The organism is Microbacterium sp. E-13, assembly GCF_049912955.1.
In the GTDB taxonomy this organism is placed as follows: domain Bacteria; phylum Actinomycetota; class Actinomycetes; order Actinomycetales; family Microbacteriaceae; genus Microbacterium.
This window is the reverse complement of record NZ_CP183973.1, coordinates 2,800,691-2,823,204: the sequence shown is the minus strand read 5'-3', so window position 1 is coordinate 2,823,204 and position 22,514 is coordinate 2,800,691. Positions and strand designations below refer to the sequence as shown.

Annotated in this window: 20 protein-coding genes; 14 read left to right on the top strand and 6 right to left on the bottom strand. The window is 68.0% G+C overall.

The window, feature by feature from the left end; genetic code table 11:
- The first annotated feature begins 57 nt into the window (after nt 1–57).
- From dnaK to ACN9MP_RS12945, 8 genes are read left to right on the top strand one after another with little or no spacing between them, the layout of a single operon-like run.
- Nucleotides 58–1,950, top strand: a complete 1,893-nt coding sequence (dnaK, locus tag ACN9MP_RS12980) for a molecular chaperone DnaK (protein ID WP_426320779.1) — start codon at nt 58–60, stop codon at nt 1,948–1,950.
- A 32-nt stretch (nt 1,951–1,982) separates the two neighbouring features.
- Nucleotides 1,983–2,465: a nucleotide exchange factor GrpE gene (locus tag ACN9MP_RS12975; protein WP_426320778.1), complete on the top strand. Its 483-nt coding sequence runs from the start codon at nt 1,983–1,985 to the stop codon at nt 2,463–2,465.
- On the top strand, nt 2,465–3,430 hold the full coding sequence (locus tag ACN9MP_RS12970) for a DnaJ C-terminal domain-containing protein (RefSeq protein WP_426320776.1): 966 nt from the start codon (nt 2,465–2,467) through the stop codon (nt 3,428–3,430). The genes ACN9MP_RS12975 and ACN9MP_RS12970 overlap by 1 nt, the downstream gene beginning before the upstream one ends.
- Nucleotides 3,427–3,756, top strand: a complete 330-nt coding sequence (locus ACN9MP_RS12965) for a chaperone modulator CbpM (protein WP_426320774.1) — start codon at nt 3,427–3,429, stop codon at nt 3,754–3,756. The genes ACN9MP_RS12970 and ACN9MP_RS12965 overlap by 4 nt, the downstream gene beginning before the upstream one ends.
- Entirely contained in the window at nt 3,747–6,380 is a 2,634-nt protein-coding gene (gene clpB, locus ACN9MP_RS12960; protein ID WP_426320772.1) for an ATP-dependent chaperone ClpB, read from the top strand. Before ACN9MP_RS12965 ends, clpB begins: the two co-directional genes overlap by 10 nt.
- Nucleotides 6,377–6,871, top strand: coding sequence for a thioredoxin (gene trxA, locus ACN9MP_RS12955; RefSeq protein ID WP_426320771.1), 495 nt, complete (start codon nt 6,377–6,379; stop codon nt 6,869–6,871). Before clpB ends, trxA begins: the two co-directional genes overlap by 4 nt.
- A complete protein-coding gene (locus ACN9MP_RS12950) occupies nt 6,868–7,146 on the top strand; it encodes a UBP-type zinc finger domain-containing protein (protein ID WP_426320769.1) in 279 nt (92 codons plus the stop codon). The genes trxA and ACN9MP_RS12950 overlap by 4 nt, the downstream gene beginning before the upstream one ends.
- A complete protein-coding gene (locus ACN9MP_RS12945) occupies nt 7,124–8,782 on the top strand; it encodes an FAD-dependent oxidoreductase (protein WP_426320767.1) in 1,659 nt (552 codons plus the stop codon). Before ACN9MP_RS12950 ends, ACN9MP_RS12945 begins: the two co-directional genes overlap by 23 nt.
- Before the next feature lie 35 nt (nt 8,783–8,817).
- On the opposite strand, the gene ACN9MP_RS12940 is transcribed toward ACN9MP_RS12945, so the two are convergent.
- On the bottom strand, nt 8,818–9,921 hold the full coding sequence (locus tag ACN9MP_RS12940; protein ID WP_426320765.1) for an alpha-hydroxy acid oxidase: 1,104 nt from the start codon (nt 9,919–9,921) through the stop codon (nt 8,818–8,820).
- A 60-nt stretch (nt 9,922–9,981) separates the two neighbouring features.
- On the bottom strand, nt 9,982–10,644 hold the full coding sequence (locus ACN9MP_RS12935) for a TetR/AcrR family transcriptional regulator (RefSeq protein ID WP_426320764.1): 663 nt from the start codon (nt 10,642–10,644) through the stop codon (nt 9,982–9,984).
- 134 nt (nt 10,645–10,778) lie between these two features.
- Between ACN9MP_RS12935 and ACN9MP_RS12930 the strand changes: the two genes are divergently transcribed.
- Genes ACN9MP_RS12930 through ACN9MP_RS12915 form a run of 4 tightly spaced genes read left to right on the top strand, consistent with a single transcriptional unit; the run spans nt 10,779 to nt 15,152 of the window.
- Nucleotides 10,779–12,485: an IlvD/Edd family dehydratase gene (locus ACN9MP_RS12930; RefSeq protein ID WP_426320762.1), complete on the top strand. Its 1,707-nt coding sequence runs from the start codon at nt 10,779–10,781 to the stop codon at nt 12,483–12,485.
- A 45-nt stretch (nt 12,486–12,530) separates the two neighbouring features.
- Nucleotides 12,531–13,391 (top strand): fumarylacetoacetate hydrolase family protein, encoded by an 861-nt coding sequence (locus ACN9MP_RS12925; RefSeq protein WP_426320760.1) that lies wholly within the window; start codon nt 12,531–12,533, stop codon nt 13,389–13,391.
- An 8-nt stretch (nt 13,392–13,399) separates the two neighbouring features.
- On the top strand, nt 13,400–14,395 hold the full coding sequence (locus ACN9MP_RS12920; RefSeq protein WP_426320759.1) for a zinc-dependent alcohol dehydrogenase: 996 nt from the start codon (nt 13,400–13,402) through the stop codon (nt 14,393–14,395).
- 16 nt (nt 14,396–14,411) lie between these two features.
- On the top strand, nt 14,412–15,152 hold the full coding sequence (locus ACN9MP_RS12915) for an SDR family NAD(P)-dependent oxidoreductase (RefSeq protein WP_426320757.1): 741 nt from the start codon (nt 14,412–14,414) through the stop codon (nt 15,150–15,152).
- A 63-nt stretch (nt 15,153–15,215) separates the two neighbouring features.
- On the opposite strand, the gene ACN9MP_RS12910 is transcribed toward ACN9MP_RS12915, so the two are convergent.
- Nucleotides 15,216–16,556, bottom strand: coding sequence for a class I SAM-dependent methyltransferase (locus ACN9MP_RS12910; protein WP_426320755.1), 1,341 nt, complete (start codon nt 16,554–16,556; stop codon nt 15,216–15,218).
- A complete protein-coding gene (locus ACN9MP_RS12905) occupies nt 16,553–17,932 on the bottom strand; it encodes an FAD-binding oxidoreductase (protein ID WP_426320753.1) in 1,380 nt (459 codons plus the stop codon). Before ACN9MP_RS12905 ends, ACN9MP_RS12910 begins: the two co-directional genes overlap by 4 nt.
- 155 nt (nt 17,933–18,087) lie before the next feature.
- On the opposite strand from ACN9MP_RS12905, the gene ACN9MP_RS12900 reads away from it, so the two are divergent.
- Nucleotides 18,088–20,070, top strand: coding sequence for a hypothetical protein (locus tag ACN9MP_RS12900; RefSeq protein WP_426320752.1), 1,983 nt, complete (start codon nt 18,088–18,090; stop codon nt 20,068–20,070).
- 78 nt (nt 20,071–20,148) lie between these two features.
- On the opposite strand, the gene ACN9MP_RS12895 is transcribed toward ACN9MP_RS12900, so the two are convergent.
- Both ACN9MP_RS12895 and ACN9MP_RS12890 read right to left on the bottom strand, forming a co-directional pair.
- Nucleotides 20,149–20,955, bottom strand: coding sequence for a nuclease-related domain-containing protein (locus ACN9MP_RS12895; RefSeq protein WP_426320750.1), 807 nt, complete (start codon nt 20,953–20,955; stop codon nt 20,149–20,151).
- A 458-nt stretch (nt 20,956–21,413) separates the two neighbouring features.
- Nucleotides 21,414–22,028 carry a hypothetical protein gene (locus tag ACN9MP_RS12890; RefSeq protein ID WP_426320748.1) on the bottom strand — a complete coding sequence of 205 codons (615 nt, stop codon included), beginning with the start codon at nt 22,026–22,028 and terminating at the stop codon, nt 21,414–21,416.
- Between the two features lie 116 nt (nt 22,029–22,144).
- Between ACN9MP_RS12890 and ACN9MP_RS12885 the strand changes: the two genes are divergently transcribed.
- Nucleotides 22,145–22,324 carry a helix-turn-helix domain-containing protein gene (locus tag ACN9MP_RS12885; RefSeq protein ID WP_426320746.1) on the top strand — a complete coding sequence of 60 codons (180 nt, stop codon included), beginning with the start codon at nt 22,145–22,147 and terminating at the stop codon, nt 22,322–22,324.
- The last annotated feature ends 190 nt before the right edge of the window (nt 22,325–22,514 follow it).

The window sequence follows — 22,514 nt, the reverse complement described above, 5'->3', positions numbered from 1 at the left end:
GGGTCCGGTGCCGGCGCGACCATGGCCAGGGAAGCCGCCGAGCGAACGGAGCATCTCATGGGCAGGACCGTCGGTATCGACCTGGGAACGACCAATTCGGTGATCGCGGTGATGGAGGGCGGACAGCCCCAGATCATCGCCAATGCCGAAGGAAGCAGGACGACGCCCTCGGTCGTCGCGTTCCTCGAAAACGGTGAACGCCTCGTGGGTCAGATGGCCCGGCGCCAGGCGATCATGAATCCCAAGGGCACGATCTACTCGGCCAAGCGCTTCGTCGGACGCAAGTACGACGAGGTTCAGAGCGAGATCCATACCGTCTCGTACGACGTGGTGTCCGGCCCGGACGGCGCGGTCAGGTTCTCGGTCCACGGCAAGCTCTACGCTCCGGAGGAGATCTCGGCCCAGGTCCTGCGCAAACTGGCCGAGGACGCAGGCAAGGCGCTCGGCGAACGGGTCACCGAAGCGGTGATCACCGTGCCTGCGCACTTCAATGACGCCCAGCGGCAGGCCACGAAGGACGCAGGCAAGATCGCGGGCCTCGAGGTGCTCCGCATCATCAACGAACCGACCGCTGCGGCCTTGGCGTACGGGATGCAGAAGCTCGAGAACGAGACCATCCTCGTCTTCGACCTGGGCGGCGGAACCTTCGACGTCAGCCTCCTCACGGTCGGTGAAGGGGTGGTCGAGGTCCGGTCCACGGCCGGCGACACCCACCTCGGCGGGGACGACTTCGACCGGCGCATCGTCGACTACCTCGCGGAGGATTTCAAGAAGGATGTCGGCGTCGACTTGCGGCAGGATGCGCAAGCCTTGCAGCGCCTGTTCGAGGCGGCCGAGAAGGCCAAGGTCGAGCTGTCGGCCGTCACCCAGACGGCGGTCAACCTGCCGTTCGTGACCGCGGATGCTTCCGGGCCGAAGCATCTGAACGTCAATCTCATGCGCTCGACGTTCGAACAGCTGACCGCGGACCTCGTCGAGCGCTGCATGGGTCCGGTGAAGCAGGCCCTGGACGACGCGAGGGTGACCGCGGATGACATCGATGAGGTCATCCTCGTCGGCGGTTCTACGCGCATCCCCGCGGTGCAGGCCCTTGTCCGTCGACTGACCGGCGGCAAGGAACCCAACATGACGGTCAACCCCGACGAAGTGGTCGCGCTCGGCGCCGCCGTCCAGGCCGCCATCATCAAGGGCGATGTCGAGGACGTCCTGCTCCTCGACGTCACGCCGCTCTCGCTCGGCCTTGAGACGCAGGGTGGCGTGATGACCAAGGTCATCGAACGCAACACCACGATCCCGGCACGGCGAACCGAGCTGTTCAGCACCGCCGAGGACAACCAGCAGGCGGTCGACGTGGTCGTCCTCCAGGGGGAGCGCGAGCGCGCCAGCGACAACCGGGTGCTCGCGCGGTTCCGCCTGGAGAACATCCGGCCGGCCCCGCGGGGCGAGCCTCAGATCGAGGTCACCTTCGACATCGACGCCAACGGCATCCTGCACGTCTCGGCGAAAGACAAAGACACGGGAACGGAGCAGCAGGTCACGATCAGCGAGACCTCGACGCTCACGCCCGAGGATGTCGAGCGCATGATCTCGGACGCCGAGGCGCATCGAAGCGAGGACGCGCAGCTTCGCGAGTTCGTGGACGCCCGGAACGAGCTCGACTCCGTGACCTACCAGGTGGAGCGCGCGCTGAGGGAAGCCGGCGACAATGTCGCGGAGCACGATCGAGCCCGGGCCGAGATGCTGGTGACGGATGCGCGTGCTGCTCTTGACGCGCAGACGCCGATCGATCGCCTGCGCTCGCTCACGGGCGAGATGCACCAGATGGTGCAGGCGCTGCGTGCATCCGCCGGGAGCCAGGCCGGCCCCGGTCCCGCGGGGGCATCGCCCGGCGAGGCCCGGGCGGACGACGACGCCGACGACGTGATCGACGCCGAGTTCACCGCTCACTGAGCGCCGTCATCATGTCCAGACACGAGGAACCTGTGGATGAGGCACCCGCGGAGGCGGGGGCCGGCGGCGAGGACGAGACCGCCCAGCAGATCGCCGAGCTGCAGGACTCCTGGCGCCGCACGGCTGCAGAGCTCGACAACTTCCGCAAACGCAGCGTCAAAGACGTGATCCGTGCTCGCGAACAGGAACGGGCGTCCGTGGCGTCCCGCTGGCTACCGGTCGTCGACAACCTCGAGCGCGCCCTGGAGCATGCCTCCTCCGACTCCGACGTGATCGCTGAGGGGGTGCGCGCCGTGCACCAGCAGGCTCTCGCAGTGCTCGCCGACCTCGGGTTCCCCCGGCGTGACGATGAGACCGGGAAGCCGTTCAACCCCGCTCACCACGATGCCGTCGGCACCGTCGCGGATCCGGACCTCGTCCCCGGTACCGTCGCGCACGTGGTCCGCCCCGGCTACGGTGCCGATGGCGAGATCCTCCGGCCCGCGTCGGTGATCGTTGCGACCAGGAGCGAGTAATGGCCCGGGACGCCTACGAGGTTCTCGGCGTCTCCCGCGATGCCGATCCGTCGGAGATCCAACGGGCCTACCGCAGCCGCGCCCGCAAGCTGCATCCCGACATCAACAAGGATCCCGGGGCCGAAGACGAGTTCAAGGAGCTCTCCGAGGCGTACGACGTGCTCTCCGACCCCGACCAGCGCAAGCGGTACGACGCGTTCGGACCGGACTTCCGCCGCGTCGGTGCCGACGTCGACCCCGACGCCTACCGGCGGGCGCGCGCCTACGCGGGCGCGGGCTTCGGGGGAGAGAGCGTCAGAGGGCGCCCCGGTGGCGGTGCCCCGGACGGATTCCAGTACTCCGGGTCAGTCGGTGATATCGATCTGGAGGACCTGCTGGGCGGCATGTTCGGCTCACGGGGACGCGGTCGGGGCGGGTGGGGGCGAGTAGACGGCTCCGATCAGGAGACGGAGGTCGAGGTGAGTGTCGAAGAGGCGTACCGCGGAACCCGGCGCACGCTTTCGATAAGCGGCGCCGATGGCCAGCGCACCATCGACGTCGACATCCCCGCTGGTGTCGTGGATGGCCAGAGGATCCGGCTCCGCGCGCAAGGCGGCCAGGGGTCGGGTGGCGGAGCGCCGGGCGACCTGTACCTCATCGTGCGCATCGCACCTCATCCCCGCTACCGGACGGATGGTCGGGATCTTCATGTGATGCTGCCCATCGCGCCGTGGGAGGCGGCGCTGGGCGCCTCTCTGCCGATCGAGACTCCCGGCGGCGCTGCCACCGTCAAAGTACCGGCCGGCACCTCCAGTCACCGGCGACTGCGCCTGAAAGGCCGTGGTCTGCCGAACAGTCGAGGAAAGCCGGGCGACCTCTACGCCGAAGCGCAGATCAGGGTCCCCAAAGCGCTCTCGCAGCAGGAACGCCGGCTCTTCGAGCAGCTCGGCAGGGAGTCGACCTTCGATCCGCGGAGTACACCATGACCGACCTGACCGCGGGAACGCGGTGGCCCCTGGCACGTCCGTATCGACTGAGCCTGGACAGCTACGCCCGGATCACCGGTGTGCACCCCGACCTGATTCGCCGGCTGGTCGCTCTGGGCCTGCTCGAGATCACCCGGGACGCCGAGGGGAACCTTTGGTTCGACCCTTCCCAGGTTCGGGAGATGGCCAAGATCCAGCGGCTGCACCTGCGTCTGAACATCACCTACGCGTCGCTCGGCCTCGTGATGGATCTGCTTGACCGGATCTCCGATCTCGAGAGATCTCAACGGCGCTCTTACTCGGAGAGGGGACGTCGATGGACCTGAACAGGCTCACCCAGAAGTCGCAGGAGGCACTGCACGACGCGCAGACCAAGGCGCTGCGGTTCGGACATCAGGAAGTGGATGGCGAGCACCTCCTGCTGGCCCTCATGGAGCAGAGCGACGGACTGGTGCTGCCTCTGCTCACGCGCGCCGGTGCCGACGTCGACCGGCTGAGGGAGGAGGTGACGGCCGAGCTCGAGAAGCGACCGCGGGTCACGGGGTCAGGTGTCGAGCCCGGCAAGGTGTTCATCACCCAGAGGCTGAACCGCATCCTCGACGCCGCCGATCAGGAGGCCCGACGCCTCAAGGACGAGTATGTCTCCGTCGAGCACCTGATCGTCGCCCTCCTGGACGAAGGGTCCAACTCGGCTGCGGGGCGCGTGCTCGCGCAGCACGGCGTGACACGGGAGTCGTTCCTGGAAACCCTGACCGCCGTGAGGGGGTCGCAGCGGGTGACGTCCGCCACTCCGGAGGGAACCTACGAGGCCCTCGCGAAGTATGGTCGCGACCTCGTCGCCGATGCGGCCGCGGGGCGGCTGGAGCCGGTGATCGGCAGAGACGCGGAGATCCGCCGCACCGTCCAGATCCTCTCGCGCAAGAGCAAGAACAACCCGGTGCTGATCGGTGAGCCCGGAGTGGGCAAGACGGCCATCGTGGAGGGATTGGCGCAGCGGATCCACCACGGCGACGTGCCCGAGGGTCTGCGCGGAAAGAGCGTCTTCGCACTGGATCTGGCCTCGCTCGTCGCTGGTGCGAAGTACCGGGGCGAGTTCGAGGAGCGACTCAAGGCCGTCCTCAACGAGGTGCTGGCGGCCGAGGGCGACATCCTGCTGTTCGTCGACGAGCTTCATACGGTGGTCGGGGCAGGCGCGACAGAAGGCGCGATGGACGCGGGCCAGATCCTCAAGCCCATGCTCGCCCGCGGTGAGCTGCACATGATCGGGGCGACGACGCTCGACGAGTACCGCACCCACATCGAGAAGGATGCGGCGCTCGAGCGCCGGTTCCAGCCGGTGCTGGTGGATGAGCCGAGTGTCGAGGACGCGCTCTCCATCCTGCGGGGGCTGCGCGAGCGGTTCGAGGTGTTCCACGGCGTCAAGATCCACGACGGTGCGTTGGTGGCCGCCGTGAGCTTGAGCCACCGCTACATCTCGGAGCGATTCCTGCCCGACAAGGCCATAGACCTGGTGGATGAGGCCTGCGCGATGCTGCGCACCGAGATCGACTCCATGCCGGCGGAATTGGACGAGCTCACCCGTCGTGTCACCCGCCTCGAGATCGAGGAGGCCGCGGTGGCCCAGGAGACGGATGCCGCCAGCCTGGGTCGCCTCGAGGAGCTTCGCAAGGAACTGGCCGACCTCAGGGCCGAAGCCGACGCGATGCGGGCGCAGTGGGAAGCGGAGCGTCAGGCGTTGCGCGAGGTGCAGGCGCTGCGGCGGGAGATCGAGCAGGTGCGACTGGACAGCGAACGAGCCGAACGCGAGTACGACCTGAACACGGCCGCGAGCCTGCGCCATGGCAAGCTCCCCGAGCTGGAACGTCGCCTCAGGGCGAGCGAAGAGCGACTCGGGGTCAAGCAGGGCACGAGACGCCTGCTGCGCGAGGTCGTCACGGCCGACGAGATCTCCTCGATCGTCGCCCAGTGGACGGGTATACCGGTGAGCCGACTCCAGGAGGGCGAGCGCGCGAAGATCCTCCGGCTCGACGAGCTGCTCCACGAGCGGGTGATCGGTCAGGACGAGGCGGTGCAGCTGGTGACGGATGCTGTCATCCGGGCGCGCTCCGGCATCAAGAGCCCGACCCGTCCGATCGGCTCCTTCGTCTTCCTCGGTCCGACGGGTGTCGGCAAGACGGAGTTGGCGAAAGCGCTCGCGGAGGCCCTGTTCGACAGTGAGGAGAACATCATCCGCATCGACATGAGCGAGTACCAGGAACGGCACACCGTGAGCCGGCTCGTGGGGGCGCCGCCCGGATACGTGGGATTCGAGGAGGGCGGTCAGCTCACCGAGGCGGTTCGCCGCAAGCAGTATTCGGTGCTGCTGCTCGACGAGATCGAGAAGGCGCACGTCGACGTCTTCAACATCCTGCTGCAGGTGCTCGACGACGGCCGGCTCACCGACTCTCACGGGCGCACCGTCGACTTCCGCAACACCGTCATCATCATGACCTCGAACCTCGGCTCGGAGTACCTGCTCGAGGGGGTCACACGAGACGGCGATGTACAGCCGGAGGCCCGCCGACAGGTGATGAGTGCGCTCCGATCGCACTTCCGGCCGGAGTTCTTGAACCGCATCGACGAGATCGTGCTGTTCAAGCCGCTCACGTTCGCCGAGATCGAACGCATCGTCGACCTCCAGCTCGACGAGCTGCGGCAGCGTCTGGCGGAGCAGCGGATCACCATCGAGGCCACGGAGCGGGCTCGGCGCTTCTTGGCGGAGGAGGGATTCGACCCGGCGTATGGGGCGCGGCCGTTGCGGCGGTTCATCTCCCGTGAAGTGGAGACGCGCGTCGCGCGTGCACTCGTGCGGGGCGACCTGTCGGACGACTCCACCATCGTGATCGACCTGGCCGACGGCGAACTCACCGTGCTGCCGAAGCGACCCGAGGATCATGAGGCAGCAGCATGAGCGCTCCGGAGGAACGGACCGCCATCATCGTCTGCCCGCATTGCAGCACGAAGAACCGGGTCCCGGCGGTTGCCACGGGAACGCCCCGCTGTGGGAACTGCCACCGGCCGCTGCCGTGGGTGGTCGACTCGTCCGACGCGGAGTTCACGAGGGTGGTGGACGCGTCGACGATCCCGGTGCTCGTCGACGTGTGGGCGCCGTGGTGCGGTCCCTGCCGCATGGTCAGTCCGGCGCTGGAGCAGCTGGCGACCGAGCTGGCCGGGGAACTCAAACTCGTCAAGGTCAACGCCGATGAGGCGCCGGAGGTGAGTCGCCGCTTCGAGATCCAGGCGATCCCGACGCTGATCCTCATGCGCCGGGGACAGGTGATCGCCAGACAGGTCGGAGCCGCACCGGCACACGTCCTGCGCAGCTGGCTCACGCAGCATCTGCCCGGCGGCGACACGAAGCCGGCGGCGACGAGTGACCCGAACGGCGGGGACCGGCGATGATCGCGGGCGCCGGGCGGGCCCTGCAGGACGCGCACCTGGTGCTCGTGCGGCCGGTGGGGCCGCCCAGGGCGCGAGGGTGCGAGGAATGCCTCCGCCTCGGCACCCCGTGGGTGCACCTGCGGCAATGCCTCACCTGTGGGCTGATCTGCTGCTGCGACTCGTCGCCGATGCGTCACGCGCGCGCTCACGCCGCCACCGCGGGTCACGTCATCGTGCGTTCGATCGAGCCGGGGGAGAGCTGGAGGTGGTGCTATGCCGACGAGCAGTTCGTCTGAGTCCGAGCCGGCCGACCTGCCCGAGACACCCGACACGAACGGGGCATACCCTCGGCTCTCCGACGAGCAGATCATGCGGCTCCGCCCGTACGGGCACCCCCAGCGGCTGGCCAAGGGTGCGATGCTGTTCTGCGCCGGCGACCGCGACTGCGGTCTGTTCGTCGTGCTGGACGGGAGGGTCCGGGTCGTTCAGGATGACGACCCCCCGCGGGTGATCGCCGTCCACGGGCGCGGGCGCTTCGTGGGTGACCTGTCGATGCTCACGGGCCAGGCCGTCTACGTCACGGCTGTCGCCCAGACCGATGTCGACGTCTTGGAGATCGCGTACGACCGGGCCAAGGAGGCTGTCGCCCAGAATCAGGCGATCGGAGATCTCATCCTGAGGGCCTTCATCCTCCGGCGCAGCATCCATACGGACCTCGGCATCGGGTTGCGGATCATCGGCTCTCGGTTCTCTGCCGACACCCGCCGGCTGAGGGATTTCGCCAGCCGCAATCGCGTGCCCTACCGCTGGGACGACCTCGAGGATGATCCCGCGGCCGAGAGCACTCTTCGGGCGTTCGACATCTCACCCGACCAGACGCCGATCGTCCTGTGGAAAGGGCGAACGGTCCTGCGCAATCCCAGCAACGCGGAGCTCGCCGAGCTTCTGGGGCTCCGCGAGAACGCCCCGCCACACGGCGCGGTCGATATCGCGGTGGTCGGGGCGGGACCGGCGGGACTCGCCGCCGCGGTGGCGGCGGCCTCGGAAGGACTGTCCACCGTCGTGCTCGACGCGATAGCGACGGGCGGTCAAGCGGGGACGTCGTCGCAGATCGAGAACTATCTCGGGTTCCCGGCGGGCATCTCGGGCGCCGAGCTCGCCGACCGAGCGGTGGTCCAGGCCCGCAAGTTCGGTGCCGTCTTCATGATCCCCGGCGAGGCGGAGTCGCTCGAACGCGTCGACGGCCATTTCGCGATAGAGCTGACCGACGGGGCACGCGTCGAGGCGCACACGGTGGTGGTCGCGACCGGCGTGCGCTTCCGCCGTCTGGGCGTGCCCGGCATGGACCGGTTCGAGGGCCCTCACGTCTACTACGCCGCCACCGAATTCGAGGCACGGATGTGCCGGGCGAGCCCGGTGGTGATCGTCGGGGGCGGGAACTCTGCGGGGCAGGCGGCCACGTTCCTGGCCCGGACCGCGACGGACGTCCATCTCGTGATTCGCCATGACGACCTGAGCCGCGACATGTCTCGTTATCTTGCCGACCGCATCACGGCGAACCCGCGGGTTCGCTTGTGGAACAACTCGGAGGTCAGCGAGTTGCGCGGCGATGCGCGCCTCGAGGAGGCCATCATCCGAGACGTGAGGACGGACGAGCGCCGGTCTCTCAGAACCACCGCACTCTTCGTGCTCATCGGGTCGGAGCCGTACACCGGGTGGCTCCAAGGCGCCGTCGAACTCGACGAACGGGGATTCGTCATGACCGGCGTCGGGAGCGAGGGCGCCACCATGTTCCAGACGTCGAGCGACGGCGTGTTCGCCATCGGCGACGTGCGGAGCGGGTCGGTGAAACGGGTGGCGTCCGCCGTCGGCGATGGCGCCGTGGCCGTGCGCCTCGTTTACGAGCATCTCGTCCGAGCGGGAAGAAGGTGACGCCTTCGGCATCGGACATTGCGCTCGCGCGTCGTTCACCCGTTGCGAGCTGACATCCTCACCGGCGCCAGCACGGCCTCGTCGATGTCCGCGATGCGTGGGGCCCCGGTGATGGCCATGGCCTCGGCGAGCTCGTCCTTGAGGATGCTGTAGACGCGCTCCACGCCGGCCGCGCCGCCCGCGGCAAGGCCCCAGAGCACGGGGCGGCCGACCAGTACCGCCTTGGCTCCGAGTGCGAGCGCTCGAAGGACGTCGAACCCCGACCGGATTCCGCTGTCGGCGAGAACCTCGAGATCGCCCCCCACCGCGGCGACGATCGCGGGGAGCGCGTGGGCCACCGGCATCGAGTACCGCAGGCCCTGGCCGGCGTGGTTGGAGACGACGACGGCGGACGCGCCATGGTCGCGCGCCCGGACTGCGTCCTCGGGTCGGACGATGCCTTTCAGGATCAGCGGCAGGTCGGACAGACCGCGGAGCCACTCCAGGTCGGACCAGGACACCGCGGGGTTGGGAAAGGTCGCGCCGAACGGGCGGTCCCGATAGTCGCGGGCGACGTACATCGAATGCTCGCCCGCACCCCAGTGCTCGCCGAGCGCTTGCGCAGCGTCGCGCATCCGGCCGGGAAACGACGGCATGACGGGCAGGTCGACGGTGAGGCAGAGAGCGGATGCTCCGGCCGAGACGGCCCGGGCAACCATGTCTTCGACGACGTCGCGGTCACGCACCCAGTACAGCTGCTGCCAGTACCTCCCGGCGGATTCCGGTCCGATCTGCTCAGGTGTCCGAGACCCCATCATGCTCAGGGTCATGATGCTGCCGGCATGCGCCGTGCCTCGAGCGGAGGCGATCTCACCCTCCGGGTCGATGAAGCTGGAGCCGATGAAGGGCGCGGTGATGACCGGCAGCGCGATCTGCTGACCGAGGACGGTTACGGAGGTATCGACATTGCTCACGTCGACGAGCGCGCGAGGACGCAGGTTCAACTCGCCCCATGCCGCCACGTCGCCGCGCAGCGTCTCCTCCATTCCGGCGTTGTTCACGAAGTCCCGGTAGGGCTCGGGCATGATGCGCTCGGCGGCGACGCGGACCTCGGGGACGTCGAAGAGTTCTTCCACGTCAGTTCGGAGTGGGATGCTCATGGGCGCTCCTGTTCGGATGGTCATCGATGTGTCCTGAGGCTCGCCCGCGGGTGAGTCCGCTCACGAGCGGCTCTTCGTCGAGGCGGAGCCTGCGCGGAGAAGAAAGCTGAGGATGGTGTCCGAGAGCCTGTCCGCCAGTTCTGAGGGAGCAATCGGATCTCGGGGGAGTCCGCCTGCCGCGATCCCGAATCCGAGATGCCGGCCCACGACCGAGTAGATGAGGTCGTAGCACCATGAGACGGCTGAGAGGTCTGCGCCGACGTGCCATCGGTCGCTGGCATTGAGGAGCGACGTGATGAACGCTGCCTCCGAGATATCGCTCGATTGCCTCCCGCGTACGGTGATCTGCTCATCTCCCGCCGACAGCCGCATGAAAGCCCGCAGAATCGCCGCGTTCTCGACGAGGTGACCGATGAGGGCGCGCACGATCTGCGTGACCGCATCCTCGAAGTCCCTCGCCGAATCGGCGCGATCCGAGATCGTCTGCGCGGCGCGGTCGATCCGATCGAACTCCTCCATCTGCACGGCGCGGATGAGGTCGCTCTTGCTCTGCACCCGGGTGTAGATGGATCCGATCGAAGCGCCCGAGAGCCGGCTGACGTCGGCGAGGGTGAACTCGACGACGTCGGGATCCTGCAGTAACGCGAGGGCCGCCGCCTTGACGCGCGCGAACGAGTCGCGACTGCGTTGCTGCTTCGGAGCCGAGATGCCCTCGGGACTCATTCCGCTCGCCTCCTTCGCCGCGTTCGGGTATCGATCATTGAATCAGAATCTTGATTCTGAATATACTGCGGATGTGAAATGGCACCGACCTGGACCATGTCACCACCGAGAGAGTCAGTGACAGCATGAGTGCTATGCGCAGCGCGCACTGGTATTCGGGCGATGACCGCAACGCCTACATCCATCGCGCGTGGATGCGCCGCGGCGTGCCCGACTCCGCGTTCACGGGGCGCCCGCAGATCGCGATCGCGAACACCGCCTCGGACCTCACGCCCTGCAACGCGCACCTGACCGAGGTGGCGCAGTCGGTGAAGAACGGGATCTACGAGGCCGGCGGCATCCCGCTGGAACTGCCGGTGGTTTCGCTCGGCGAGACGAACGTGCGGCCCACGGCGATGCTGTGGCGCAACATGGCGGCGATGGCCACGGAGGAGATGCTGCGGGCCAATCCCATCGACGGTGTCGTGCTGCTCGGTGGCTGCGACAAGACGATCCCGTCGCTGCTGATGGCCGCAGCATCCGTCGATCTTCCCGCCGTGGTGGTCCCGGGCGGCCCGATGCTGACGGGGCACTTCCGGAACGAGGCGCTGGGCTGCGGAACGGACGTGTGGCGGCTCAGCGAGGAGGTGCGCGCCGGCACGCTGTCGGAGGCGATGTTCCTCAAGAGCGAGTCGTCGATGATCCGCTCGAGGGGCCACTGCAACACCATGGGCACAGCGTCAACGATGGCGCTGGTGGCCGAGGCGCTCGGCGTCGTCGTGCCCGGTGTGGCGGGCACGCCGGCTCCCGACGCGCGGCTGCTCGAGGCCGCGCACCTCACGGGCGGCCTCGCCGTGGCGCTGGTGGCCGAGGACCGGCGGCCGTCGACGTTCCTGACGAAGGGGAGCTTCCACAACGCGATCGTCGCGCTGGCCGCGATCGGCGGATCGACCAACGCCGTCGTGCACCTGCTGGCGATCGCCGGGCGGCTGGGCATCGACCTGACGATCGACGACTTCGACCGCATCGGCTCCGATGTGCCGCTGCTGGTGAACCTGCAGCCGGCGGGGCATTACCTGATGGACGACCTGTTCCGCGCCGGCGGCTTCCTCGCCGTGATGCGCGAGGTGCGCGACCTGCTCGATCCCACGGCCCTCACCATCACCGGAAAACCGTTCGTCGAGTATCTCGACGACGCGAAGATCTGGGACCGTGACGTGATCAGCTCACGCGAGACGCCGCTGCAGCCGCACGCCGGCATCTCGGTGCTGCGCGGCTCGCTCGCGCCCGGCGGGGCGCTCATCAAGCCGGCCGCCGCGTCGCCGCACCTGCTGAAGCATCGCGGCCGGGCGGTGGTGTTCGACTCCATCGAGGACTTCCACGCGCGCATCGACGACCCCGACCTCGACATCGACGAGAACTCGGTGATGGTGCTGCGCGGTTGCGGGCCGAAGGGCTACCCGGGCATGCCCGAGGTGTCGAACATGCCGCTGCCGACCAAGCTCCTCGAGCGCGGCATCCGTGACATCGTCCGCATCTGTGACGGCCGCATGTCGGGCACCGCCTACGGCACGGTCGTGCTGCACGTGACCCCGGAGGCCGCCGCGGGCGGGCCACTCGCCCTGGTGCGCACCGGCGACTGGATCACCCTCGACGTGCGCGACCGACGGCTCGACCTCGACGTCTCGCCGGAAGAGCTCGCGGGACGGATGCCGAACCAGGCCACCGTCGACGGCTACGCGAACCCGCGGCGCGGGTGGGAGCGGCTCTACGTCGACCACGTGCTGCAGGCGGACCGCGGTGCCGATCTGGACTTCCTCGTCGGGGCATCCGGATCCGAGGTGTCGCGTGAATCCCACTGAGACGTACGACACCCTTTAGTGCCCCCGAGCGAAGGAACAGACACCATGAAGCTTCTGCGCATCGGCGCAATCGGGCGGGAGAAGCCCGCCGCCCTGGTCGGCGAGGACCACTACGTCGACCTCTCCGACGTCGTCACCGACTTCGACGAGGAGTTCTTCGGCTCGGGCGGCCTCGAGCGCATCGCGTCCGTCGTCGCCGAGCGCGCGGCATCTGGTCCCACCCTCCCGCTCCATGGGCAGCGGATCGGAGCACCCGTCGCTCGCCCGCACCAGATCATCTGCGTGGGCCTGAACTATGCCGACCACGCCGCCGAGTCGGGGCAGGCCGTGCCCGACGAGCCCATCCTCTTCACGAAGTCGCCGAACACGCTGGTGGGTCCGAACGACGACGTGCGCATCCCGCGCGGGTCGACGAAGCCCGACTGGGAGGTGGAGCTCGGCATCGTGATCGGCAAGCGCACGAGCTACCTCGACTCGGTCGACGATGCCCGTGAGCACATCGCCGGCTGGGTGCTCGTCAACGACGTGAGCGAGCGGGCGTTCCAGATGGAGCGCGGCGGGCAGTGGCTCAAGGGCAAGTCGGCCGAGACGTTCAACCCCGCCGGGCCGTGGCTCGTGACACAGGACGAGGTGCCTGATGTCGGGAAGCTCGACATGTGGCTCGACGTCAACGGTGTGCGCCGCCAGACCGGATCCACCTCGACCATGATCTTCGACCCGTACTTCATCGTGCACTACATCAGCCAGTTCCTGGTGCTCGAGCCCGGCGACCTCATCAACACGGGCACCCCTCCGGGGGTGGGCCTGGGATTCGACCCGCAGATCTGGCTGCAGGTCGGAGACGTCATGACGCTCGGCATCGACGGGCTCGGCGAGCAGCGTCAGACGGTGATCGCACCCCGATGAGGGCGCTTGTGCTCACAGCGCCGAACGCTGCCGAGATCCAGGACGTGGCGCCGCCCGAGCCGCAGCCCGGACACGTCGTGGTCGATGTGCACCGGGCCGGCATCTGCGGAACCGACATCGAGTTCTACACCGGCGAGATGGCGTACCTGCACAGCGGCCACGCCGCCTACCCCATGCGCATCGGCCACGAATGGATGGGCACCGTCTCAGCGGTGGGCGATGACGTGGATGCCTCGTGGCTCGGCGTGCGTGTGACGGGTGACACCATGCTCGGCTGCGGCGTCTGCCGCCGCTGCCTGCGCGGACGTCAGCACGTGTGCGAATTCCGTTACGAGGTCGGCATCCGTGGCGGCTGGCACGGTGCTCTCGCCGAGAAGGTCGCGGTTCCCGTCGGCTCGCTGCACAGGCTCCCCGACTCCGTCGACGACGCAACGGGGGCGATGGTGGAGCCCGGCGGCAACGCCTTCCGGGCAGCGCGCGGCGCCGACCTGGCGCCCGGCGATCGGTGCCTCGTGCTCGGCCCCGGAACCATCGGCCTGCTCAGCGCCCGGTTCGCCCAGGCCGCCGGAGCGGAAGTGCACCTCATGGGACGCAGCGAGCGTTCGATCGCCTTCGCCGGGTCGCTGGGATTCGACGGTGTGTGGACGCAGGACGAACTTCCCGACCTGCCGTGGGATGCGGTCATCGAGGCGTCCAACGCCCCGCATCTTCCGGAACGAGCGCTCGAACTGGTCGAACCGGGTGGCCGAGTCGTCTACGTCGGGCTGGCCGGAGTGCCGAGCGTCATCGACACCCGGCAGCTGGCCCTCGCCGATGTCACCGCCGTCGGCATCCTCAGCGCCTCGCCCGGGCTCGCCGGCACCATCGAGGCCTACGCCTCAGATGCGGTCGATCCTCGTCCGCTCATCGCCGCCACCGTGACGCTCGAGGAGCTGCCTGCGATCCTTGCGGGCGAGCGCCCCGCCGGCGCCGGCGCCGGCCCCAAGTTCCACGTCGCCATCTGAAAGGCAGGAGACGTCCATGTCGGATTTCGAAGGACTTGTCGCCGTCGTCACCGGCGGTGCGAGCGGCATCGGCGCCGCGACCGCCCGCGAACTCGCCGGGCGCGGCGCGCGTGTCGCGATCATCGACCGGGCCCATCCGGAGCCCGTCGAGGGCATCTTCCGTGCAACGGCCGATCTCACCGCGGACGCGGAGATCCGGGATGCGGTCGACCGCATCGGAACGGAGCTCGGGGGCATCGACATCCTGGTGAACAACGCCGGCATCGGGGCCGTCGGAGACGTCGGGGCGAACGAGGACGATGAGTGGCATCGGGTGTACGACGTCAACGTCGTGGGCATCGCCCGTGTCACCCGGCACGCGCTCCCGTGGCTCCGGGAGTCGCCGTCCGCGGCGATCGTGAACACCGCCTCCGTCGCGGGCACGAACGGTCTTCCGCAGCGGGCGCTGTATAGCGCCACGAAGGGGGCTGTCGTCGCACTCACCTACGCCATGGCGGCCGATCTTCTGGCTGACGGCATCCGCGTCAACGCCGTCGCGCCGGGGACGGCTGATACGCCGTGGGTGAGACGTCTCCTCGCCGCCTCCGACGATCCCGACGCGACGGCGGCGAACCTGCGCAACCGTCAGCCCATGGGGAGACTGGTCACCGCCGACGAGGTCGCGTTCGCCATCGCGAACCTGGCCTCGCCGAGGGCGGCATCCACCACCGGTATCGTTCTTACGGTCGACGGCGGGCTCACGACATTGCGGGTCTGACAGCGTCGGCGCTCGCCGCAGGGGGACGCGTGGTGCGCGCAGGAAGCGGAAGGTCGCGCGCCGCTACGGCGTCCACCAGGGCCGCAGCGGAAGGTCGGCAGCGTCGCTGTTCCCCCGGGAGTTGACGGCCAGAACGTGGTGCAGCTCGATCCCGCCCGATTCGAAGGCGAGCCGTGATCCGGCCATGTAGAGGCCCCATACCTTGGCCGCGGGCAGTCCGATCTCGGCGACTGCTTCGTCCCAGTGCTCGACGAGGTTCGCGCACCAGTCACGGAGCGTCAGTGCGTAGTGGGGGCGCAGGTTCTCCTCGTGGAGCACTTCGAGCCCGGCATCCTGTGCCTCGGTGATGATGCGACCGGAACCGGTCAGCTCGCCGTCCGGGAAGACGTAGCGGTCGATGAAGCCTTGCGCGGCGGGCTGGGTCTTGTTGTCGCTGCGGGTGATGCAGTGGTTGAGCAGCAGGCCGCCCGGGCGGAGCCGCGAGCGCAGGAAGCCGAAGTACGAGGCGTAGTTGCGCACCCCGATGTGCTCGAGCAGCCCGATCGACGACACCGCGTCGAAGCCGGTCTCGGCGATGTCGCGGTAGTCGCCGTAGCGCACCTCGGCGTGCTCCAGCCCTTCGTCGGCGATGGCACGCTGCGCCCACTCGGCCTGCTCGTGCGACAGCGTCACTCCCAGGGCGTGGACGCCCCGACGAGCGGCGTAGCGCACCATGCCGCCCCAGCCGCAGCCGACGTCGAGCAGCCGGTCGCCCGGCTTCAGCCGCAGCTTCTCGAACACGAGCCGGTACTTGTTCTCCTGCGCCCCCTCCAGCGAGGCGTCGAGGTGCGGGTAGCACGCGCACGTGTAGGTCATCGACGGCCCGAGCACCCACCCGTAGAAGGTGTTCGAGACGTCGTAGTGGTGGTGGATCGCCTCCGCGTCGCGCGACTTGCTGTGCCGCAAGCCGCCGGCGATGCGCTTCCAGCGCGGGGGAACCTCCTGCGGCGGCGGCGCGACCGGGCGCAGATGCTCGACGCCGATCGAGCGGACGATCCGGGCCATGAGCCGCGGCGACGGCCGCGTGAACTCGAGGCTCTCGAGCGTCTTGAGCAGCTCGTACGGGTCGCCGGGATGCACACCCCGGATGTCGAGGTCGCCGGCGATGTACGCGCGGGCGAGCCCGAGATCGCCGAACCCGGTGACGAGATAGGTCGTGCCGCGGGGTGTCTTCAGGTCGAGTCCGAAGGGCGCGTCGGGAGGTCCCGCCGTGCTGCCGTCATACGCGGTGAAGCGCAGCGGCAGCCGGCCCGCCGTGAAGATCTCGAGCACCTGGGCGAGCGTGAGTTCTCCGGACTCCGCGTCGGCCGTGTCGGCCGCATCGCCATGGGCCGAGGCATCCGTCGGTTCCTTGGATGTGGTCATCGTCGTTGCACAGCCTTCTGATAGAGGTCGAGAAGTCGCCCGTCGGGGTCGTACCGCCGTTTCGCTGCTCGATAGTCAGCCCCGCCGTAGAGCGAGTCGAAGTCCTTCCGCGAATAGAACGCGTCGGAGTACAGCGATTTGTGCCCGTCGAGTTCGCGCACCTTGCGCTCGATCAGCCGGTTCGTCTCACCTTCGGTCGCCCCGACCGGCACGGTGGACCAGAAGCCGACGTTGACGTAGGTCTCGGCGGGATGGAGCGGGTAGAGCGGCCACGCGTCATGGTCGCGCAATCGCAGCGGACAGAGCCAGATCGGCGTGATCGGCACGTTCCCGAGGAACCATTCGACGAACTCGGCGCACCGGGCGATCGGCACTTCGACGTCCTGAATCACGCGCTCGCGCGCGGGGCGCCCGTGCAGCTTCTCGAGGCGATCGCCGATGTCGAACCGGCGTTCCAGCCGCATGAGCCCGCTGTACGTTTCGCTGCGGAGGTAGCGTCGGGGCCACACGCGACGGACGAGCGGATGCTGCGCCCCGAACGCCGCCGAGCACCAGAACCAGTCGGTGTCCCACCGCCAGAGGTAGTCGTGGATGGTGAGCCGGTCGGCCTTTTCGGCGTCGTCGTGCTGGATGGACCGGTAGTAGATGTGTCGACCCGTGTAGTCGCTGACCGGGCCGGGCGCGGAGCTCTGGGTCCCGACGCACAGGTAGCTCTCGTCGGCGCTGAACACCACGCCGTCGAGGTAGTCCACCGGCACGTCGTCCAGCCGACGCGTCGCGACGATGCGGTCCATCGCCGCGATCAGATCGGCGATCGTGTGAAAGCGGACATGCCGGAGGGTCACGAACGGCTGGACGGTCTCCAGTTCGATGCGCAGACGCACCGCGTAGCCGAGAGTGCCGTAGGAATTGGGGAACGCGCGGTAGAGGTCGGCGCGCTCGTTCGGGGATGCCGTGATCAGCTCCCCGGTGCCGGTGAGTATGTCCATCTCGAGCACGGATTCATGCGGCAGCCCGCTTCGGAACGATGTCGACTCGATGCCCAGGCCCGTGACCGCGCCGCCGAGCGTGATCGTCTTCAGTTGGGGCACGACGAGGGGTGCCAACCCGTGCGGCAGTGTCGCGGCGACGAGATGCTCGTAGGTGCACATGCCCGCGACGTCCGCCGTGCGGCCCTCAGGGTCGACGCCGATGAGTCCGGTCAGCCCCGACGTGTCCAGGCCGGGGGCGGCACTCTCCGAACGCGAGCGGAACAGATTCGAGGTGCGCTTGGCGAGCCGGACCTGCGCGTCCGGCGGCAGCGCCCGGTAGCTCTCGAGCAGCCGCCGCACGCCGGCGGCGTGCGCGGTGCGGGAGTGGGTCGCGGGTGCGGACACGACCCCACGCTAGTCCGCGGCGGGGTTCGGGAGAAGGATGCCGGCTCAGCAGGCGACGACCCTCCTCGACAACGACTGGCTGCCAGAGGAAACTGACACCGGGCCTGCCTGCGACGGGGTGTCGGGCGGATCCGCGTCTGGGGGAGTTGGGTGCCATGACCGAGTTCCAAACCTCGACCGATGACGGCGCAGGCGACCAGGAGAACCTGGGTGGTGACGAACTCGCGTCGCTGGCGGCCGCGTTCGCTCGAGCCCGAGGCGGGGAAGTGCCGACGTACGCGCCGGGCGCTTTCCGCGTAGCGCTCGATGCCTGGGAGTCCGCGACCACCGCGAGCGGCGACGCTGAGCAACGACGCCGGGCGTTGGATGAGGCGACGCGCGCGTTGACCGAAGCGGAAAGCCGCGCCACGCACGCCTCGAGGGTGCTGCGCGATGTTGCCAGAACACGCGCACGTGCTCTCCGTGACGATCGGGAGCGTTACTACGCACCGCTTCAGCTCGCGCGAGCCGAGGAGCACTACGTCGAGGCGATCGCCCGCGCGGAGGAAGGTGATCTGGTGGCGGCGGCGGCCGAGGCAGACGAGGCTCGGGCCTCATTCCAGGAGGCGACCTTGCGTTCGCTGGAAGTCGGACCGCTCGCCGCGATGGAGAACTCCGTCGACGAAGCCGAGGACTTGGTCGCCCCTGAGGCGCTTCGCGCAGCGAGGACGGAGGTCGCCGACATCCGCGCCGCGCTGGAAGCAACGAGGCAGGGCAACGGTACGGTGGCTCAGTTGAGCCGTCGCATCTCGGTCGGCCGCGGCCGGATCGGGTCGGGATTGGGAGAGATCCTGGAACCCCCGATCATCGACCCGCTGCCGCCTGGCGACCCGGTATGGCCACCGAAACCCGCCCCAGTCGACACCATCCGCGTGACGAATCGGGCCGCCGACCAACTCACCGTGACCTGGCTGAACGCACCCACTCACGCGGACCACAACGTGTTGCTCCGGCAACGCGAGTCGGGCCCATGGCTTCCGGTCGCGGAGTTCGGGCCGCTGGACGGGTGGACGACGCACACCGACACCGGCCTTGACCCGGAGACGCTCTACGCGTACCGGGTGCGATCAGAAAACGACAGGGGAACTGCTACGACAGGCCTTGACGACCGCGCCGGCGGGTACACGCGGGCGCTGAACTCCATCAGCGTGTGGCGGGTTCAACTGGCCGTCAGAGTCGCCGATGTCTCGGATGCCGGAACCTCCGACCCGATCGAGGCTCGGCTCACCTCCCCACTCGTGACGTTCAGCCCGAATGGGAACCGACGCTGGCTGGATCACGGCCCTCAGTTCACTGGCGGTTTCGGCGGCTGGCGCGACGACTTCGCACGTGGCAGCGAGCGTGTCTACGACCTCGATCAGCGTTACGTCAGAGAACTCGCCGACATCACCATGCTTACGATCGCGAAGGATGGCAGCGATGCCGTGGGGATCGCAGAGGTCCGCCTCCTCGTGAACAACATCGAGGTCTTCCGCCGACTCTTCGGCGAGACCTCCTCGACGTGCCTCTGGATCGACGACGGCGACGGACACCAGCCTCAGCACACCATCTGGCACGGCGAACTGCGAGCCGACCCCCGCTGGCAGGCATTCCTGGGCGCGAACCACTTCCCGCCGCTACGCATCTCGAACGCCGAGATCGTCAGCAGAATCGAGGGCCTGGTCGGGCATGCCATTCACGGCACCGATGCCTACTGGGGCGAGTTCCACAGTCCGGCGTGGGTAGAAGCAACCTTCGTGGACGCCGAACGCCTCCACGTCGACCTCGACCTGCAAGCCGACGTGCCCATCGTGTCGGACCCGGAAGTGGACATCGACTTCGACCTGCGCTTCGCGATCGACTGCAACCCGACGGAGGGCACAGCGACGCTCAACATCACCACCGAGAACTCCGGCGCCAACGTCGACTTCGGCTTCCTCACCGAACTGTTCGGAACGATCCTGACGGCCGGGCAGTTCGGGCGCATCGAGGACTACATCGCCACGAGGATCGAGGAGAACTTCGAGCCGATCGTGCAATCGATCGAATTGCAAACCGGCTCCATCTGCCCAACCGTCACGGTCCAACCCAACGGCGACGTGACGTTCGCGGCGGGATGACGGTCGCCCGCGCGCGACTCCGCGGTCAAGCGGTGCGGAACATCCTGCGCCCTCAGAAGAAGGTCCGGGACAGAGGCACTATGCGCTGGGAAAGACATGGGCAAGCTGGGTGTGGGTGAGGTCCACGTCGACGGGATGGCGCGGCGCGTCCGTCATGCGCTGGACCAGCAGGCGCGGCCACAGAACATGGATCCCGTCGACGCTGAAGGAGCCGCCGATCAGTGGCCAGTCGGCTTCGAGGAAGCACAGCACGCCGGTCACCGGAGGTGCCGCTTCTCCGAGCGCCGCGGTCACTCGTTCGACCTGGGACTGCACTCCTTGGACCAGCTTGGTGCCGTCTCTTCCGCCGATACGCAGAGACTCGACACGCGGTCGGATGATGCCGCCTTCTACCCGCAGCGCGGGACGCTTGCCCACGTACCGCTTCGCGTCGATCACCCAGACCCCGGTCGGGCCGATCGCGATGTGGTCGATGTTCGCTCGGGTGCCTCGGATGCGTCGGTCATGCAGGACGCGGAAGGTGTCGGGCAGGTCGGTGAGACGGCCCGCCATCAGCTCTTCGCCGACGGCGCCGCGCTCCCACGCTTTCGTGCTCTGCGGGTCATCGGTGAGCGCGAGGATCAGCCCGCCGAGCTTCGGATGGTCGGTACGGATCCGCTGTTCTCGGTTGTCTCGGCGGCGCTCGTATTCGCGTCGCGCGGACGCCCCCGCCTCGCCTCGGTCCACAGGCGCAACCTCGACCCCGCAGTCGACACAGCGGACGGTCTTCGACCCGCGCTCGTAGACCGCTTCCTCGCCAGCGGAGAACTGCCGAGCGCAAAGCCGGCACGTTCCGGTGTACCGCAGCCGCATGCGCTTGTCGTCTGGCCCCAGTTCCAGCGTCACGACGCCGAACGTACCAGCCGGCTCGCCGGAAGTGCGTTATCGCCATTCGAGGCCGCGCGCTTCTAAGTACGCCTTCGTCATCGGATCATCGATCGCCTAATGCTCGGTGAAGAAGCTACCGGTCACACGAAAAGAAGGCGATGCCCCTGGAGGGACTCGAACACGTTTTGAGCATTTTGCATAGCGACGTCGAACGACAACTTCCGCGGAATTACGCGGGTTTTGGTGACCGCGGCGACATCCAGCGACGTCCGAAAACAGCCAGCGGCGAATGGAATGCGGCCAAAAAGCGGGCAAGAGTTGCAAGTCGTGGAGCGGCTCTCCGGCCCATGCCAGGAACGAATGCGGGCAAGATCGTATTGCCATGCCGCAAAAGTTTCGATTTTGCGCGATTTGCACGCATGAGCGCAACTTGCATGGCAATGTGCACAGATGCAGGTTGATGCGGTTCGTTGACGTCAGCGCCCTAGCGAGGGGCCGGACGGAGAGCCCGGGAGCTGGTGCGGGCGGGTCTGCTGCTCTTCGTCGGCGCGCATCCGGTTGTACGTCTCGCGGGTGATGAGATCCTCCGCGAGCCCGGCTTCGCGAGCCCGCGCCATCATCCGCGTGGCCGTGCTGACGCTCACGCCGAGCTGATCCGAGACGAGCTTGAGCGGCGCGATGTTCACCGTGGTCGCGATCCGGTACAGCCTCACTGCCTCGAGGACGGTCTCGCCGTACTCGCGATCAGACGCGTGAGCGTGCACGTCGGCGAGGTATTTGGTGAGGAACGCTGGCTCTCCCTCGTCCCGCTGTACGGTGACAACGCGGAGCGCAGAGCGCTGGACGATCTGCAGCACGCTCACGTCACGCAGCAAGGCGGCGGTGACTTCCTCGCCTTCGCCCAGTCGATCCACACGGACGGATGCAGCGACCGACCGTCGCAGCTGCTGGTCGTAGACCACGCCCACACGGATCGCGCCCAGATTGTCGGGCTCGCCGGTCGAGACGGCGTCCCATCTTGACGGCATATGGACGCCGTCTCCGACATGGATCCGTTCGGGGTCGATCGCTTCGACGAAGAGCTCGCTCACAACGGCGAGTGTCCCACGATTCGGACGCGGTGAGCAATTGATGTCGCGCTTTGCTCACGGAGGGAGTACGGTGTGCGCAAGCGATGTCACGCATTGCTCACGGGAAGGAGAAGGCAATGAACAAGTCCGCGAACTCACTCGCACTGACGATGAAGGATGCCGCCAAGCTCGTCGGCGTCGACTACCGCACGATCAAGCTCGGCATCGAGAGCGGAACGATCCCCACGGTCCAGCTGGGCCCGCGCCGGATGATCCCCCGCGTGCCGCTGTTGCGCGCCTTCGGCGTCGACGCCTGACGGAGGGTTAGCCGATTGAGGCGAAGGCGGTTGGTTCGAAAAGCGCAATCGGGATCCGATGCAGTCTCGTAATCGTTCCGAATTCGCTCCCGCTCGCGGTCCGCACTTGCTCACATTGCCGCTCGGAAGTGTCGGGGCGGAAGGGAAGCGTGAACGCAACGAGACGCGCAAACGATCCGGTTCCCGGCTA

Coding starts and splice junctions, on each gene's coding strand:
- ACN9MP_RS12885 (WP_426320746.1), top strand. CDS start 22,145: ATGAACAAGTCCGCGAACTCACTCGCACTGACGATGAAGGATGCCGCC.
- dnaK (WP_426320779.1), top strand. CDS start 58: ATGGGCAGGACCGTCGGTATCGACCTGGGAACGACCAATTCGGTGATC.
- ACN9MP_RS12915 (WP_426320757.1), top strand. CDS start 14,412: ATGTCGGATTTCGAAGGACTTGTCGCCGTCGTCACCGGCGGTGCGAGC.
- ACN9MP_RS12945 (WP_426320767.1), top strand. CDS start 7,124: ATGCCGACGAGCAGTTCGTCTGAGTCCGAGCCGGCCGACCTGCCCGAG.
- ACN9MP_RS12950 (WP_426320769.1), top strand. CDS start 6,868: ATGATCGCGGGCGCCGGGCGGGCCCTGCAGGACGCGCACCTGGTGCTC.
- ACN9MP_RS12930 (WP_426320762.1), top strand. CDS start 10,779: ATGCGCAGCGCGCACTGGTATTCGGGCGATGACCGCAACGCCTACATC.
- ACN9MP_RS12970 (WP_426320776.1), top strand. CDS start 2,465: ATGGCCCGGGACGCCTACGAGGTTCTCGGCGTCTCCCGCGATGCCGAT.
- ACN9MP_RS12935 (WP_426320764.1), bottom strand. CDS start 10,644: ATGAGTCCCGAGGGCATCTCGGCTCCGAAGCAGCAACGCAGTCGCGAC.
- clpB (WP_426320772.1), top strand. CDS start 3,747: ATGGACCTGAACAGGCTCACCCAGAAGTCGCAGGAGGCACTGCACGAC.
- ACN9MP_RS12900 (WP_426320752.1), top strand. CDS start 18,088: ATGACCGAGTTCCAAACCTCGACCGATGACGGCGCAGGCGACCAGGAG.
- ACN9MP_RS12940 (WP_426320765.1), bottom strand. CDS start 9,921: ATGAGCATCCCACTCCGAACTGACGTGGAAGAACTCTTCGACGTCCCC.
- trxA (WP_426320771.1), top strand. CDS start 6,377: ATGAGCGCTCCGGAGGAACGGACCGCCATCATCGTCTGCCCGCATTGC.
- ACN9MP_RS12965 (WP_426320774.1), top strand. CDS start 3,427: ATGACCGACCTGACCGCGGGAACGCGGTGGCCCCTGGCACGTCCGTAT.
- ACN9MP_RS12910 (WP_426320755.1), bottom strand. CDS start 16,556: ATGACCACATCCAAGGAACCGACGGATGCCTCGGCCCATGGCGATGCG.
- ACN9MP_RS12925 (WP_426320760.1), top strand. CDS start 12,531: ATGAAGCTTCTGCGCATCGGCGCAATCGGGCGGGAGAAGCCCGCCGCC.